Origin of the sequence: Ureibacillus massiliensis 4400831 = CIP 108448 = CCUG 49529, assembly GCF_000772965.1 — a bacterium.
GTDB classification, from domain to species: domain Bacteria; phylum Bacillota; class Bacilli; order Bacillales_A; family Planococcaceae; genus Ureibacillus; species Ureibacillus massiliensis.
Map to the genome: position 1 here is coordinate 16,234 of NZ_JPVQ01000016.1, position 16,696 is coordinate 32,929.

13 protein-coding genes are annotated in these 16,696 nt (G+C 33.9%); 9 read left to right on the forward strand and 4 right to left on the reverse strand.

The genetic code is table 11. From position 1 onward, the window contains the following. Positions 1-67 precede the first annotated feature (67 nt). From groL to CD30_RS10090, 3 genes are all read left to right on the forward strand, one after another. Positions 68-1,693, forward strand: coding sequence for a chaperonin GroEL (gene groL, locus CD30_RS10080; protein WP_036176209.1), 1,626 nt, complete (start codon positions 68-70; stop codon positions 1,691-1,693). Positions 1,694-2,075: 382 nt separating this feature from the next. Then, positions 2,076-2,516, forward strand: a complete 441-nt coding sequence (locus tag CD30_RS10085) for a YndM family protein (RefSeq protein ID WP_036176212.1) — start codon at positions 2,076-2,078, stop codon at positions 2,514-2,516. A 326-nt stretch (positions 2,517-2,842) separates the two neighbouring features. Beyond that, the gene (locus tag CD30_RS10090) at positions 2,843-4,447 is read left to right on the forward strand and encodes an S-layer homology domain-containing protein (RefSeq protein WP_170215824.1); all 1,605 of its coding nucleotides are present in this window, start codon (positions 2,843-2,845) and stop codon (positions 4,445-4,447) included. A gap of 164 nt (positions 4,448-4,611) precedes the next feature. Here the strand turns inward: CD30_RS10090 and CD30_RS10095 are convergent, their stop codons facing one another. From CD30_RS10095 to CD30_RS10105, 3 genes are all read right to left on the reverse strand, one after another. After that, positions 4,612-5,805, reverse strand: a complete 1,194-nt coding sequence (locus CD30_RS10095; RefSeq protein ID WP_036176341.1) for an ISL3 family transposase — start codon at positions 5,803-5,805, stop codon at positions 4,612-4,614. 273 nt (positions 5,806-6,078) lie between these two features. Next, a complete protein-coding gene (locus CD30_RS10100) occupies positions 6,079-6,714 on the reverse strand; it encodes a hypothetical protein (protein WP_052126137.1) in 636 nt (211 codons plus the stop codon). Between the two features lie 158 nt (positions 6,715-6,872). Next, positions 6,873-7,769, reverse strand: a complete 897-nt coding sequence (locus tag CD30_RS10105) for a TetR/AcrR family transcriptional regulator (RefSeq protein WP_036176219.1) — start codon at positions 7,767-7,769, stop codon at positions 6,873-6,875. 177 nt (positions 7,770-7,946) lie between these two features. Here CD30_RS10105 and CD30_RS10110 point away from each other — a divergent pair, with 177 nt between their 5' ends. The 5 genes from CD30_RS10110 (at position 7,947) to CD30_RS10130 (ending at position 13,751) form a co-directional block, all read left to right on the forward strand. After that, positions 7,947-9,407 carry an MDR family MFS transporter gene (locus CD30_RS10110; RefSeq protein ID WP_036176222.1) on the forward strand — a complete coding sequence of 487 codons (1,461 nt, stop codon included), beginning with the start codon at positions 7,947-7,949 and terminating at the stop codon, positions 9,405-9,407. A 281-nt stretch (positions 9,408-9,688) separates the two neighbouring features. Then, entirely contained in the window at positions 9,689-10,894 is a 1,206-nt protein-coding gene (locus CD30_RS10115) for an EAL-associated domain-containing protein (RefSeq protein WP_036176224.1), read from the forward strand. 174 nt (positions 10,895-11,068) lie between these two features. Further along, entirely contained in the window at positions 11,069-12,358 is a 1,290-nt protein-coding gene (locus CD30_RS10120; RefSeq protein ID WP_036176227.1) for a glycoside hydrolase family 18 protein, read from the forward strand. A 117-nt stretch (positions 12,359-12,475) separates the two neighbouring features. Next, positions 12,476-12,961 (forward strand): DUF2243 domain-containing protein, encoded by a 486-nt coding sequence (locus CD30_RS10125; RefSeq protein WP_052126138.1) that lies wholly within the window; start codon positions 12,476-12,478, stop codon positions 12,959-12,961. After that, the gene (locus CD30_RS10130) at positions 12,951-13,751 is read left to right on the forward strand and encodes a cytochrome c oxidase assembly protein (protein ID WP_235802043.1); all 801 of its coding nucleotides are present in this window, start codon (positions 12,951-12,953) and stop codon (positions 13,749-13,751) included. The genes CD30_RS10125 and CD30_RS10130 overlap by 11 nt, the downstream gene beginning before the upstream one ends. A 31-nt stretch (positions 13,752-13,782) precedes the next feature. On the opposite strand, the gene CD30_RS10135 is transcribed toward CD30_RS10130, so the two are convergent. Beyond that, positions 13,783-15,633, reverse strand: coding sequence for a DNA ligase D (locus CD30_RS10135; protein ID WP_036176230.1), 1,851 nt, complete (start codon positions 15,631-15,633; stop codon positions 13,783-13,785). A 100-nt stretch (positions 15,634-15,733) separates the two neighbouring features. Between CD30_RS10135 and ku the strand changes: the two genes are divergently transcribed. Continuing rightward, the gene (gene ku / locus CD30_RS10140; RefSeq protein WP_036176232.1) at positions 15,734-16,558 is read left to right on the forward strand and encodes a non-homologous end joining protein Ku; all 825 of its coding nucleotides are present in this window, start codon (positions 15,734-15,736) and stop codon (positions 16,556-16,558) included. Positions 16,559-16,696 lie beyond the last annotated feature (138 nt).

The window sequence follows — 16,696 nt, forward strand, 5'->3', positions numbered from 1 at the left end:
AGGAAAAATAGCGATTTAGTAGATGCTTTTAATATGAATATTGAGTTAAAAATTGGAGGGTAAAACAATGGCAAAAGATATTAAGTTCTCTGAAGAAGCTCGTACGTTAATGCTTCAAGGTGTTGATAAATTAGCAAACACTGTAAAAGTAACATTAGGCCCAAAAGGTCGTAACGTCGTTCTTGAGAAAAAATTTGGTTCTCCATTAATTACAAATGACGGTGTAACAATAGCAAAAGAAATCGAATTAGAAAATGCTTATGAAAATATGGGTGCAAAATTAGTTGCTGAGGTTGCATCTAAAACAAACGAAATCGCTGGTGACGGTACAACTACTGCAACAGTATTAGCTCAAGCGATGATTCGTGAAGGTCTTAAAAACGTTACAGCTGGTGCAAATCCAGTAGGTATTCGTAAAGGTATGGACAAGGCTGTAGCTGCTGCATTAGAAGAACTACAAGTGATTTCTCGTCCAGTAGAAAATAAAGAAGCGATTGCACAAGTTGCTGCAATTTCTGCTGCTGATGAAGAAGTAGGTCAATTCATTGCTGATGCGATGGAACGTGTAGGTACTGATGGTGTTATTACAATCGAAGAATCAAAAGGCTTCACTACTGAATTAGATGTAGTTGAAGGTATGCAATTCGACCGTGGTTATGTATCTCACTACATGGTAACAGATACAGATAAAATGGAAGCTGTATTAGAAAATCCATATATTTTGATTACTGATAAAAAAATATCAAGTATCCAAGAGATTCTTCCATTGCTTGAACAAGTTGTTCAACAAAGCCGTCCATTATTAATCATCGCTGAGGATATTGAAGGGGAAGCTCTTACTACATTAATTTTAAATAAATTACGCGGTACATTTAATGTAGTTGCTGTAAAAGCTCCTGGCTTTGGTGATCGTCGTAAAGCGATGTTAGAAGATATCGCTATCTTAACTGGTGGTCAAGTAATCACTTCAGAACTTGGTTTAGACTTAAAAACTGCTGACGTTACTTCATTAGGTAAAGCAGGTAAAGTTGTTGTTAATAAAGACAACACAACAATCGTAGAAGGTGCTGGTAGCAGCGATGCAATTGAAGGTCGCGTGAACCAAATCCGTTCTCAAATTGCTGAAACTACATCTGAATTTGATAAAGAAAAATTACAAGAACGCCTTGCGAAATTAGCTGGTGGTGTAGCAGTGATCAAAGTTGGTGCTGCAACGGAAACAGAATTAAAAGAACGTAAACTTCGCATTGAAGATGCATTAAACTCAACTCGTGCTGCAGTTGAAGAAGGTATTGTATCAGGTGGTGGTACTGCACTTCTAAACATCTATAATGCTGTTGATAAAGTACTTTCTGAAGTAGAAGGCGATGTAGCTACTGGTGTACGTATCGTATTACGTGCTTTAGAAGAACCAGTACGTCAAATTGCGAACAATGCGGGTCTTGAAGGTTCAATTATCGTTGACCGCTTAAAACGTGAAGAAATTGGTGTTGGATTCAACGCTGCAACTGGAGAATGGGTGAACATGATTGATGCTGGTATCGTTGACCCTGCAAAAGTAACTCGCTCAGCATTACAAAATGCTGCAAGTGTAGCTGCTCTATTCTTAACAACTGAAGCAGTAGTAGCAGATATTCCAGAGAAAAACCCAGCTCCAGCAATGCCTGACATGGGCGGAATGGGAATGATGTAATACACCCGGAAATACTGGGAAATTAGGCTTTGTTATAGAGGCTTCTCATTAGTTTTTTAAACTTTTGAGAAGCTTCTTTTTTTATAAAAATGTATATCGAAAACCAAAAATAAGATGTATATCTAAACATAAAAATGACACTTAAAGAATGTACTTCAAGTGTCGTTTTTATTATGGAGAATAATAATAAGTTTAATATTTCCCGATAGGAGACTCCTACTTCAAACAGCTTGTAAGAGAATTAAGTGGAAGTAGTTCAAAAAGCCTTATACATCTTTCACGCAATTTTTGAAAAGGAATTAATACCTCTTTACTTCTTAAATGTATGAAGAATTAGTAATGGGAAAATCTAATTATGAGTTTAAGAAAGGAGAGATGTTTAGTGAATTATACAAAAGCGTTTTTTATTAAACTCGTTATGACAGTAGCTGTTTTATGGATTGTTTTAGGACTGTTTTTTGGCGTATCTTTTGGAGATATACTTATTATAAGTGCACTACTAACTGTAATTGCATTTGTTGGAGATATATTCATTTTACCGTTAACTGGAAATATAGGTGCTGCTGTTGGGGATTTTATTCTTGCCTTTTTAGGAGTTTGGGTTTTAGGCTCATTTTTGTTTAATAATAACGTAGCTGTATTGTCTGCTGCATTTTTATCGGCTTTGTTTATCGCGGCTGGGGAACTATATTTCCATAGATATTTAAGAGATCATGTTTTTGAAGATGTAGATCGGCCAAATAATTATAATCGTGTCAATAATCTTCAAACAGAATTTTCGGAGGATTTTGATACCGATTTGGATAAGGAAAAGGAAACTTAGGACTTAAGTTTGAAAATATGTGGAAGATTATTAATTCAATATATAGAATAAAGGGAAGTACGCCTATGATAAGAAAGGTGTTCTTCCTTTTTTGTATGTTGTAATAAGAAACAAACCTTTAAAAGTTCAGCAACTTTTGTAGGTTTGTTCAATCTCTTAAGTTATAAAGAGAAAAATAAACTTAATTAGTCATATTGTCATCCAAAATAAGTAAAAAGTTCTAAATTTGCTTTTATTGAGGATATCGTTAAAATCCAATGGAAATCTATGTTACAATTTATATATTGTTAGATATTTTAAATAATTTAACAGAAAGGGAGATTGAGATGAAGAAAAATAGAATTGCCTCATTTTTACTCGCTTTACTTTTAATCCTTGCTTTACCAATTCAACAAGCGCATGCAGCAGGTTCTTTTAAAGATGTTGCAGAGAATTATTGGGCTAAGGATATTATCAACGAATTTGTTGAGGCGGGTATTATAAAAGGTTATGAAGATCAAACTTTCCGTCCAAATCAAAAGGTTACTCGTGGACAAGCTGCAATTATGCTAACAAATGCATTAGAATTGGATACTGAGAATGTAAGTACTATCCAATATAAAGATATTAAAGCAGACCATCCTTACGTTAAAGAAATAGCTGCGGTTACAAATGCAGGTATTATGTCAGGGAGTAATAATAAGTTTGAACCTAACAAGCCACTTACGCGAGCTCAAATGGCTACAATCTTAACAAACGCATTTGACTTAAAAGGAAATAAAACTTCAACTTTCAAAGATGTAAAGAAAGATTATTATGCATATGCAGCAATTGATGCACTATATGCAAATAACATTACAGCTGGATATGAAGATAAAACATTTAAACCTTCTGTACCAACAACACGTGCTCATTTTGTAGCTTTCCTGTCGAAAGCTCTAGATCCTAATGAGGAAAATACAGGTGTTGTAGATTTATTGAAAGAAGTTTATACAAATGAACTAAACCTAAATACTTACGAGTTTGAAGCAAATATGGATTTAGGTCTTATTTTACCTGAGATTGATGAGGAAACACCAGAAGTTGCAGCATGGTTTGAAGTATTAAAAGATGTTCAAATTGATATCACAGGTGCATACCAAAAAGACCCTATGCAATTTGAAGCGGATATTAACGTTTCATTAAAAGGTGACATTCAATCAACATTCACTATACCAATGGTCATGACAGAAGAAAAAATGTGGATCAAACTTCCAGATTCTCCACTATTACCATTACCAGAAGCGCTTAAAGGGAAATTTATTGAATTTGATCTTATAGAACTAGCTGAGTTATCTGGACAGCCTGCTTCAACATTTGATATGGAGTTACAAACGAAACTAAATGCAGACATTATTAACCTATTCGTTGATTTACTAGGAAAAGATTTCTATAAAGAAATCGATTTAAGTACTGTAACAGTTCCAGAAGGTGTAGATGCTAGTAAAGTAATTAAATTTGAATTAACGAATGAAACATTAAAACCATTTTTAGATAAAGTCGTTAATGAATTATTACCTCAATTATTAGAGGTATTAGATAATCCTGAATACATTAAAGCTTTAGGACTAACAGATGAAGATCTTGCATTAGCGAAAGAATTATTCGCTACTGAAGAAATTAATATTGATGAAGTAGCTTCAGAGATTAATAAATATTTAAAAATTAATCAATTAGATGAAATCATAGTAATTAGTGAGGACAATTATATTAGCTATGATGAAAGTACAATTGATATTACGATTACAGCTGAAGGTGAAGCATTTAGCTTTAAACTTTCATTAGATCAATCAAAATCAAACGTTAATGAAAAAATCGAATTTTCACATGGTATTCCTTCTGGTGACGATGTTCTTCCATTTGAAGAACTAATTAAACTAGAGGAAGAAGCATTACTAAATGATATAAATTAACGTATCGTAAGTGAACATAACCAAAAGGCCTTGTAGTGATACTACAAGGCTTTTTTAATGGAATATGGAAATATAGTTATAAATTTTGGTTCTTTGTCAAATGTGGTGGTGTTTAATCCACCAAAAAAATCCAAAATACCCACTCTTCGAAGTGAGTGTACCTTTTATACACTCACTTCTCTTACAATTTGACGCCATAATATTTTCTTTCTTAATCTTGCGAAAGACTTAATTCCGTAAGACTTGCGTTTTATAACCTTAGTTGTATTGTTTACTCCCTCAATATAGCCATTACTATATAGATAGACAAACGAGTTTAAAATCTCTGTTTTCCATCGTTTAAATGTTCCAACAACTGAATGAAATGCCTCTATATTTGAATTCTCTGCTAATTCACACCAGCGTTCAAGACCTGCTTTAGCCGTATTGCTATTGCTTGTTTTAAACCATTCATCTAATTTATTTTTTAATACATACGCTTCTTGCAATCTTGGCTTATCTTTTAACAATTCTTTGACTCTACTTTTTTGATCATCTGTTAGTTTAAACGGTGATTTCCATAAAAGTTCTTTACTTCTTTTACAGAGAATACGATCTTCTTTTCGAAGTTCATTTTGTACTTCTCTTCTCACCTTATCAAACCCCCAATAAACCTGTCTCATATAGTGAAATCGATCCGCAACGATTAAAGGGTTTCCAAGGGCTTTTCGAACCGCATCTTTAAAACGTTTGGATAAATCCATAACGACCACTTTTACTTCACTTGTGTCACATTTTCGGAAATAGTTTTCTATGGTTTTACTTAGACGATCTGGGAGAACATCAATGATTTTTTTATTTTGCACATCTACAATAATCGTCTGAAACTTTTCTTTATCGGCATCTCCTTTAAATTCGTCAATGGCAATTATAGCTGGGAGTATACGTTGCACCTTGATTCGACGCTGATCAAATAGGCGCATCACTAGATTTGTGCTTACCCCGGCCATTTTCCCAACATCCTTAAAAGAGTTCTCTCCCACATACGTTAATACCTGTTGTTCAAGGGATGTAGTATGACGTTGATAACGTTTGATAAATCCCACTTTTTCATAAAAAGTCTTCTTACAAGCTGTACATAAATATCGTCTTTTTCGTAGATGAATTTTTACAGGTCGATCTTCTATCAGACGTCCTTTAATTTTTTGAGTACGATAACTATGAACTCGTTTTGTTTTAGTACCACAATTAGGACAAGTTTGTTTCCTTTGTTTTGTTTGAAGCCAGAAGTGAAATTCCCGGTTTTCTTCTTTCATGTCCCATAGTTCAACGTGTTTATCTTTAATTCCTAGTAGTTCCATGATAAAATGTTCTTGCATCCTTACTAACTCCATTCCTTTTTTGCGCCACATTAAAGGTATCAAAAAGAGTGAGTAGGATGTTATTTTTTTTGCTTTTTTTAGAAAGTTGTCAAACTCTTGATTGTACTGACCACACCACCACATTCAGTATAGAGCCTAAATTTTTTACTAGCTACCTTAAAAGCTACATTGATCGGTAATTGTGATTATCAACAAAGGAATAAGAAAAACACACACCCAAATGGATGTGTAATAGTTATACAAGGTTCTTTAGATTTACTACTTTTAATACTAACGGAAATTTTCTAAAATTTTTGAACGGCTCTCATTCATTTTGTTAATAAATTGAGTCATTGTATTGAAAGTTTCATTGCGTTTATTTGACAATGATTGAAGACGTAGCATATCCATCTGCTGTGAATTGCTTATACTGTCAAGGTAGGTTTTCACTTTAGTCAATTCAATTTCAACTTTCGACTTTAAATTAACTAAATGTTCCTTTTGAGTTGAGTCAAAGTTTAAATCTAATTTATCCATCCCGATGCTTTGATAAATTGCATTCAACTCAGTTAGATGATCACTTAATGTGGACGTATCGATGCTTTGTTGAGAATTCAATAAAATTAAACCTAGCTCATCATTCATTGCTTTTAAAATAAGGTGTACATTATTCATTTGGCTAGCCTGTTCATTCCTCTTTTGAACCTCTAATATTTGTTGGTTAAGCTGTTCATCAAGTAATTTCGTTCTTTGTTGCTGAACCATAAGCAGAGCACTTTCAATATCCATACCTTCTAAATTTATCTGACTGATGTTACTAGTACCGATATTTTCTAAATTACTTTGTGCTGCTTTAGCAGACGGTGGTCCAACAGTAACAAGTACAAAGCTAGCTGTTAATGCTGCACCAATTAATAACTTTTTCATAATATTTACACCACCAACTCCGTTTTTTTAGAGACAATGAAATTTTGTATTACTTCAAAAAATCCCTAGGTTAAATTGTAAGAGTTAAAGGTTAAATCTAGGTTAATTTCAAAAAAACTATTCACATTTACTCTATAGAAGAGGGATAAAAGTATGGCTTACAAAAGTTCTGCCTTCTTTTTGTGCATATAACGCCATAGGTGAACAGATATCTCATGTGCTTCAGCTTCATGTCGTGAGTTTCTAAAGGATTTATTAAAAGCAGCAACAACTACCTCGAGAATAGAATAATTACCTTTGGATGAATTTAATTCACATAATATAAATTCAGCATATTCTTTCCCTTTTTCTGAATCTAACTCGGTTAAATTTTCAATAAATCCTTGCAGTTGTTTTACTAAGTCTTCTTTTTTAATAACTTTTTCTTCGATTTTACTTCGTAATGCTTGAACAATATCCGGTGTAATGATTAGATCACTCGACGAGACAAGATGTGGAAGCATACTTTCTATACGTTTTAAAATGGGAAAAATTATATTTTCAGGGGATTTATTTTGTTTTGTTGTAATAGAAATTGTTCGAAGTGTTTGGAACAATATTCCAAATAAGGAAATAGCGCAATCGTAGGAAACACTTCTTATTTCCTCTCCGAAAACATCAACAAGTCGATTGGCTAACCAATTTAATTCTTGAATCGTATGCTTTTCTAATACCTCTTTAAGCTCAGCATCTTTAAAACCTGATATGGACTCAAATATTTCTAACAAATTGTGCTCTCGGTTTACATGAAGCAATAGTGATATTTGTTTGACGAGAACATTGAAATCGGTAGGATCTTCATTCATGGCAACTTCAAATCGTCTATTAACTGTTACTTCTCTACTTTCCTCTAAAATAGCAATTAAACATTCATTTTTCGAAGTAAAGTGATTATAAAAAGTCCCCTTTGATACATTTGCTGAAGCAATAATGTCCATAATAGATGTATCGTTAAAACCCTTTTCTATAAATAATTTACGAGCTGCATTAATAATTTGGCGTTTTCGATTATTCATTTGATCACCCTATTTGCACTTTATTACTTAAAATTATACCACAAGTATACTTTGTAAACACTTACAATTCAGCGGATTTAAAAAAATAAATTTATTTCTTGTAAAAAATAGACTACGGGTATAAAATGTATTTCAGCTATATGAAATGAAAGAAAAGAGAGAGTGAATATAATACTTATGAATACACATACAGAACAAACTCCTCAAAAGCCCCCGTATTTAATGATTGCCATTTTATTTGTGGGTGCTTTTGTTGCTTTTTTAAATAATACACTATTGGCTGTTGCGCTACCAACGATAACAAGTGATTTAGGAGTAAGCTATGCAACAGGACAATGGTTAGCAACAGGGTATATGTTAGTTAGTGGGGTACTTATTCCTGCATCTGCATATTTTATTACCCGATATAAAACAAGACCTTTATTTATTGTAGCAATGATTATTTTTGCACTAGGTACACTTCTTGCTGCAATCGCTCCAACATTCGCAGTGCTACTTGCTGGGCGAATAATTCAGGCAGTAGGGTCTTCATTTATGGCGCCATTATTAATGAATGTTATGCTAATCAGTTTCCCCGTTGAAAAGCGCGGTGCTGCGATGGGGATGTTCGGATTAGTTATGATTGCTGCACCTGCAATTGGGCCTACATTATCTGGATATATTGTTGAACACTTCAATTGGCGAGTATTATTTGAAATGATTTTACCATTCGCTATATTGAGTCTATTATTTAGCTTTTGGAAGCTCGAAAATGTGTTACCAAATAAAAAAGTTACATTAGATTATTTTTCCATAGTTCTTTCAACGATAGGTTTTGGTGGACTACTTTACGGTTTCAGTACTGCAGGTAATGATGGCTGGACTGATCCTATTGTAATTACTACACTTATTATTGGAATTATTGGCGTTACTTGGTTTGTAATCAGACAGCTAAAATTGGAAACACCAGTATTAGATATGGGGATTTTTAAATCACCAATGTATGCTCTCGCAGCAATTATTAGTGCTGTTTTATCAATGTCAATGATGGGTGGTATGATTTTAACACCTGCATATGTTCAACAAGTTCGTGGAATTGAGCCAATGGAATCAGGTTTAATGATGCTTCCAGGTGCTATAGTGATGGCAATTATGTCGCCGATTACAGGTAGATTATTCGATAAAATTGGCCCGAAACCATTAGCAATTACAGGTTTAATTATTACAGGAATCTCAACATATCTATTAGCAAAGCTTCAAATTGATTCAAGTTATTTCTACATTATTTTTGTATACACAATCCGTATGTTTGGGATCTCTCTTGTTATGATGCCGATTATGACAAATGGATTAAATTCACTAACAGCAAAACTTTATCCACATGGTACAGCTGCAAACAATACGATTCAACAAGTTGCAGGTTCAATTGGTACGGCAATACTTGTTGCAGTTATGGGTGAACGAGCAGCTTCAGCTGGGGCTGATATTGCAAAAGAAGCAATGGCTAGTGGTACTATGATTACAGAAGAAGCGTTAACACAACAAGCATTGCTTGAGGGAATTCATCTGTCGTTTTTAGTAGCGACTTTATTCACAGTAATTGCATTAGTACTTTCATTCTTCTTAAAACGTGTAACAAATTCAAAAAAAGCACATTAAACAATATAAAATGACAATCAAAACCACTTCTCAGCTTTTGAGAGGTGGTTTTTTCTAAAAAGCGATTACTAATCAGTGCTTTTATTGTTGATGAAATCATAATTAATCATATGATTGGCTTAAATAGGCATTTTCCCTTATATTAAAAATGAATAAAATGATGTATATTTATAAATTATTATTCAAAAAAATTCATACACGCAACTTTTTGTAATATATGATTTCGTGTATAATTAATTTAATAGCTTTGCCAGTGAAATTTGTGTGTGGGGGTTTGAAGGATGAATGTTCTCGATATTTTAGATAGATTAGACGATATAGAAATAGAGTTTGAACCAATTTATAGTGCGGATGAGCATGTTCTAGTTGCTTATGAAGTAATAGGTCAAATTGCAAACGAAGGTAAAAGCTACAAAATTGTTGATTATACTTACGATGAATCGATTCCGGCGGATTTACGTATAGAAATAGAGCATTATGTTGTGGAAAAAGCGATTAAGCTTGCAACAGATCAATTGCGAGAAGTGAATTTATTATTGCCATGTAATCCGAATTTATTAATGGAGGATTTCGGAGATTCTTATTTTCAAATCTTAAAAAATTTAGTTGAAGAGTCCCTATTACCTCATATTTATTTAGTAATTCCAGAGCATAAATATAAAGGGGAATTTGAGCAATTGCAACATCCGATACGATATATTAAAACGTATGGGGTAAAGATTGCTTTAGATAATATCGGTTCTGAAAGTAAATTGGACCAAATATTAATGCTTGAACCAGCAATATTGAAAATCAATGTTACTCAATTGAATTATAATAATTGGGGGGCACAAAACCATGTGTTTAAAACGATTCAATCACTAGCTGTTAAAATTGGTGCAACACTCATGTTTGATCATATACAGACTGACTATCAGCTTCATCATGCTTGGAAAAATGGTGCGCGATATTTTAAAGGTCCTTATTTGCAAAAGCCCACTAAAGAGTATATCCCACGTGACACGTTGAAGGAAAAATTTCGAAGTGAATGTCAGCATTTTATATCTGCTGAGAAAAAGCAACTTGAAATAAAATATGAGGAAATGAAAAAGCTGCAGAAAATGATAGCAACCATAGTGGAGATGATTAAACCATCAAGCTGTGATGTGGAAAATTTACTACAATTAGCTAAAAAGTTAGAGGCATATGCATTTCGTTTTTATATTTGTAATGAAGAAGGGTTTCAAACTTCACCGAACATCATGTTTAAAAATGGTGTATGGAATGTACAAGAAAGTGCAATTGGTAAGAACTGGAGCTGGCGTCCTTACTTCCTTTTCAACATCATCAAAATGCGAAATGACGAAAAAGGTGAATTATCTGCAATCTATAGTGATATCGAGACAGGTGAGTTAACACGTACATATTCAATGGCAATAAGTGATAAGGAGTATTTATTTGTTGACATTACCTACGATTATCTATATGAGCATAATCTAGTGAATTAATGCTAGCTGTAATGAGGAATACCCGTAAAAGTTTGAAAATGATCAAACTTTTACGGGTATTTTTATAGTTGTGATTTGTTATGTATTTTGATATTGAATCATAAAATTAATTGATATGGACAAAAGCGACCTACAGCGTCCATTTAGTGAAAAAGTGATAGAAGGAGTGTTATCATCCAAATTCATGTTGTACGGCAAGGTGAGTCGGTATGGGGGATATCACAAGCATATGGTATAAACTATCAAAATATTTTACAAGCAAATCAATTAGCAGAAACAGATCAACTAGTCGTGGGGCAAGCGCTTGTGATTCCGATTGTAGGCAGTTTTTATTGGGTTCAACAAGGTGATTCTTTGTACTCGGTAGCACAGCGATTTGGCCTTAATCCAAATAATCTTGCTCAAATCAATGGGCTTAACCCCAATCAACAATTGTGGGTGGGGTTAAGACTTTATATTCCACCAATGGAAAAAACAGATGCCGAAGTGAATATTTATATTGAGCCGACGGGAGAAACTGTTAGTCAGGCGTTATTGGATGACGCAAGAAGTGTCGGTCAATACTTAACGTATTTAGCACCTTTTAGCTATGAAGCAAGAAGAGATGGAAGTATAGAATTAATGCCAATTGAGGGAATACCAGAAGTCGCAAGAGAAACCGGCGCTTCTTTAATGATGGTTGTGACCAACTTAGAGGAAGGCCAATTTAGCGGCGATTTAGGAAGAGCAATTTTGCAGAGTGAAGCAGTACAGGAAGTTCTTCTCGAAAACATTGTGGAAGAAGCTCAAAGAATTGGAAGTGTGTCGGACATTCATTTTGATTTCGAATTTTTACCAGGAGATCAAAGGGAAGCTTACAATAACTTTTTAAGAAGAGCAGCGGAATACTTACATGGTGAAGGGTTCTTAATTTCCACTGCGTTAGCACCAAAAACAAGCGCTGAACAGGCTGGACAGTGGTATGAAGCTCATGATTATAGAGCACATGGAGAAATCGTTGACTTTGTTGTTTTAATGACATATGAGTGGGGATATTCTGGTGGGCCGCCAATGGCTGTTTCGCCAATTGGTCCAGTTGAAGATGTCATACAATATGCCTTAACTGAAATGCCCGCAAACAAAATTATGATGGGTCAAAACCTTTATGGATACGATTGGCAACTTCCATTCGTTGAAGGTGGGGAGTATGCTCGAGCGGTTAGTCCACAAAGAGCGCTGGAAATTGCAAGAGAAAACAATGCGGTAATTCAATACGACTATGAAGCGCAAGCACCAAATTTTAATTATGTTGATAATGAAGGGAATGCCCATAAAGTTTGGTTTGAAGATGCAAGATCGATCCAAGCGAAATTTAATTTAATGAAGCGTTTAGGAGTCCGCGGAATTAGTTATTGGAAACTAGGCTTCCCATTCCCACAAAATTGGCTCTTAATAAATGAAAATTTCAACGTTGTGAAAAGATAAAACTTGAGGAGATGGCTATGAAAATAGCCATCTTTTTTTACATTTTCATCCCACTCATTTTAAATTGGTCATATTTGGGTAAAACTAAAATTTATGGATAACAAAAAATGAATGAGGATGAATAATTTGAGAACGAATAAACGTACAATTGATTCAATGAACTTTTGGTCAGGTATTTTATTTGGCTTAGGAGCAGTAGCATTTTTGGATGAAGCAATTTTTCACCAATTATTACATTGGCATCATTTTTATGACTTATCAACGACAAGTGTTGGTCTAATTTCCGATGGATTATTTCATGCGTTTAGCTGGTTTGCAACGGTTGGTAGCCTTTTTATGGTAGCGTATTTACGTAAACAGAAAGCTTGGAAGAAAAGGCGATGGTTTGGTTCGTATATGCTTGGAGCAGGGGTGTTCAATCTATATGATGGTATTATTCAACATAAAATTATGAGAATTCATCAGATACGCTATAATGTAGAAACATTTTATTATGATTTGATATGGAATGTTTTAGCTGCAGCACTCATCATTATTGGACTTGTTGTCATTCGAAAGGCTAAAAAAGCAGAGAGAGTGAGTGAGGGACAAGTTGCAACATGAACATACGAATCATGTTACATATAATCTGTTTGAAATGTTCCTATGGAGTATCCCATTTCAACTATTGATTGTATTGTATCTATATGCAGTTGTATCGACGAAAAAAAATTATAGAGCTTGGCCAATTTATCGGATTGTTAGCTTTAGTCTCGGTATAATATGTATTGCAACTGCCCTGATCGGCCCAATTGCAATGCTTTCCCATACGAATTTTACAGCTCACATGGTTGGACATCTTTTGCTAGGGATGCTTGGCCCATTACTCATTGTAATATCTGCACCGATCACCTTATTACTTAGGATATTAAAAGTAAACCATGCAAGGAAAGTAAGTATGGTGTTAAGGAGTAGGTATGTTCAAATTATTAGTCATCCTTTAGTGGCGAGTGTGCTGAATATTGGAGGTCTATGGATTTTATACACAACTGATCTTTTTGAAGCGATGCATCAGTCTGTGCTTCTTTATATACTAGTTCATGTACATGTTTTTTTAGCAGGGTATGTTTTTACAGCTTCTATGATTTATATAGATCCTACTCCACATCGTACGACTTTTCGATTCAGAACACTCGTATTCATTTGTGCGTTGGCGGGACATAATATTTTATCAAAGTGGATTTATGCAAATCCTCCCTCAGGTGTATCAAAGGCTGATGCTGAATTAGGAGCAATGACGATGTATTATGGGGGCGACTTGATTGATGTATGGATTATTATCATAATGTGTTATCAAGTATATAAGTTAAGAGTTCTACATTTAAATGAAATACCAAGTCTAATCAATAAATAAAACCTTCCTAGAAAAAGTTCTAATGAAGGTCTTATTTTCCCTTACGCTCTTCTACTAATTGTTTTAAATTCTGAAGTACCTTACTAAAATTTTGTTTTTCTCCGACTTCTCTAAATTCTCGGAATGGGTCCCCGTTAATTCTCAATCTCTCAATTACCTGTGGTAGAGAAAATAAAGCTGGTGTAAGGTTTTCATTTATTTCCTCCCAGTTCAGTGGTGTGGCAATTAAGCCTTGTTCATTCCCTCTTGGTGAATAAGGGGCTATAATTGTTTTCCCATAGGCATGTTGAATGAAATCAAGATAAAGCTTTTGACCGCGATTCTTTTTCAAGCGCTCCATTGTAAACCAATTAGGCTCTTGTTCACATAAAAATGTACATACAAATTCCGTGAAAATACGAGTATCCTCGTAGGTAAAGGCATTTTTAGGCAAAGGGATATACACCTGCAATCCTTTTCCGCCTGATGTTTTTACAAAGGAAACTAATCCAAATTGGTCAAAAATTGACTTCATCATTACTGCTGCTTCGATAGCTAAAGAAAATTCATTCACTGATGGTGGATCTAGGTCGAAAACAATTTCAGTTGGATAATGTGTATCCACGGTTTGAAAAGGGATATGAAATTCGATAACAACCTGATTTCCTAACCATAGTAACGTCTCAATATTATTACACAAAATGTAATTTATATCTTCCTCCATTTTTGTAGCAATAAATGAGGGTTTGTAATCAGGTGCATTTTTTTGATAAAAGCTTTCACCAGGAATACCGTGGGGATAACGGATTGCTGTTAAATAACGATTTTTAAGAAAAGGTAAAAAATATGGTGACACATGTTGTAAATAATACAAATAATCGTCCTTATCAATATTTAACTTTGGCCAAATCGGTTTATCAGGATGTGTAACTTGTACCTTTTCAGGTATTGGATTTAATTGTCTAATCATTGTTTTCCAATTAACGAATTCTGGTTGCAAATCAAATCGAAATTTTGAAAAACGAGGTTCTCTCAACTTTTTACCGTCAAAATCAATACATGCAATGTCTACACAAATGGAAGGGTCCATTTCCCAAGTTTCAGATGTTACTTGTCGACCATTTCTTTTAAAAAAAGTAACAAGTGTTTGAAATTCTTGTTCTGAAAATCCATGCTTAAAAACGGTGATTTCAATTAGTTGATCTTCTCTATAAATAGATCCGTGGAAATAGCCATTTTCTTGATCATATTTGGTCAAAATGACAGTTACATAAAACCAATTTTTCACTTTTAACCATTGAGTTGTTCGTACACTACTGTCCCACGTACTAGATTGATGCTTTGCAACTACTCCTTCTCCACCATGAATTTTTACTGTATCAATTGCTATTTGATCTTTTTGAAATACATCTATTAATTGAATATGGCCTTTTTTTACGTAATCAATTGTTGTCGAAAAACCAATTGCTTCAAAAAGAGATTTTAACAATGCCTTTCGCTCATTTAGGACATAATCAGATATATCTAATCCTTTATATCGGATAAGGTCGAATACGATAAGATTACAAGGAAATTTGTTTGCACTATTTAGAATCACATCTTCATTTCGCATTCTTCCACGAGTTTGAACAACTGAAAAATTACTTTTATAGTTATTTATAAGGTAGCAAATTTCCCCATCTAACGTTAAAGGAAGGAAAGGATAAATTTTGTCCTTTGCCTTTTCAGAAAATGTTACGATCTCGGGATAGAAATTTGTTAATTCTTTTTCATTTCGACTCATTATTTGAATCCCAGTTTTATCCCAGTGAATGATGCAACGAAACCCATCATATTTCACTTCATATAGCCAATCTTTTGTTGAAGGTAATTCTTCTGATGCGGTTAAAAGCATTGGTTTCATTATCATAAACCTCTTTTTTCTTTAGTTTTAGGATAAATGTAGTAGTTATACATAGAACAATGCAGAGAACAACATAATAAGAAAAAAGGCGGTGATGAAGGTGCATACAGTTTGGAAAGGTAGTATTAGTTTTGGTCTTGTGAATATTCCGGTGAAATTACATACTGCAACGGAAAATAAAGATATTAAATTGCGCCAATTGCATAAAGAATGTAATAGTCCGATCAACTATAAAAAAGTATGTCCTGTATGTGATAAGGAAGTAGGAAATGAAGATATCGTAAAGGCTTATGAATATTCTAAAAATAAATTCGTTGTACTTGATGACGAAGAGTTAGAAAACTTGAAGAAAGAAAGTGAAGATAAAGCAGTCGAAATTATTGAATTTGTTCAATTAGATGAAATTGATCCAATATATTTCGAACGTAGTTACTTTCTAGCACCAGATAGTGGTGGTGGTAAAGCATATGCATTACTAAGAAGTGCATTAAAAGAATCTGGAAAAATTGGTGTTGCCAAAATTACAATTCGTTCAAAGGAACAGCTAGCAATCGTTCGAGTTTATGGTGACACATTGTTAATGGAGACAATTCATTTTCCAGATGAAGTAAGAAAGGCTGATGAAGTTCCTAATATACCGAGTGAAGATAAGATAGCTGATAAAGAACTGGATACAGCTTTAATGTTAATTGAACAATTAACAGAAAAATTTGATCCTGAAAAGTATAACGATGATTATCGAACAGCGCTACTTGAACTTATCGAGAAGAAAAAATCTGGTGAGGTTGTCGTAACAGCGACTGAGAAGGAAACGAAAGTACCTTCAGATATGACAGATTTAATGGCGGCTTTACAAGCATCACTAGACAAAACAAAGAAACCTACAGTACGAAAACGAAAAACACCAGCAAAGAAAAAAGCGTAATGAATTTAGACCACAAATACTCAGTATTTGTGGTTTTATTTTTCGACATCACATGACATGGAATGATACTTAGTTAATCAGTCAAATTCGAATAGTATTGCCGTAAAAACAGGAGTTATCAATGGATTCTAAAAGCGT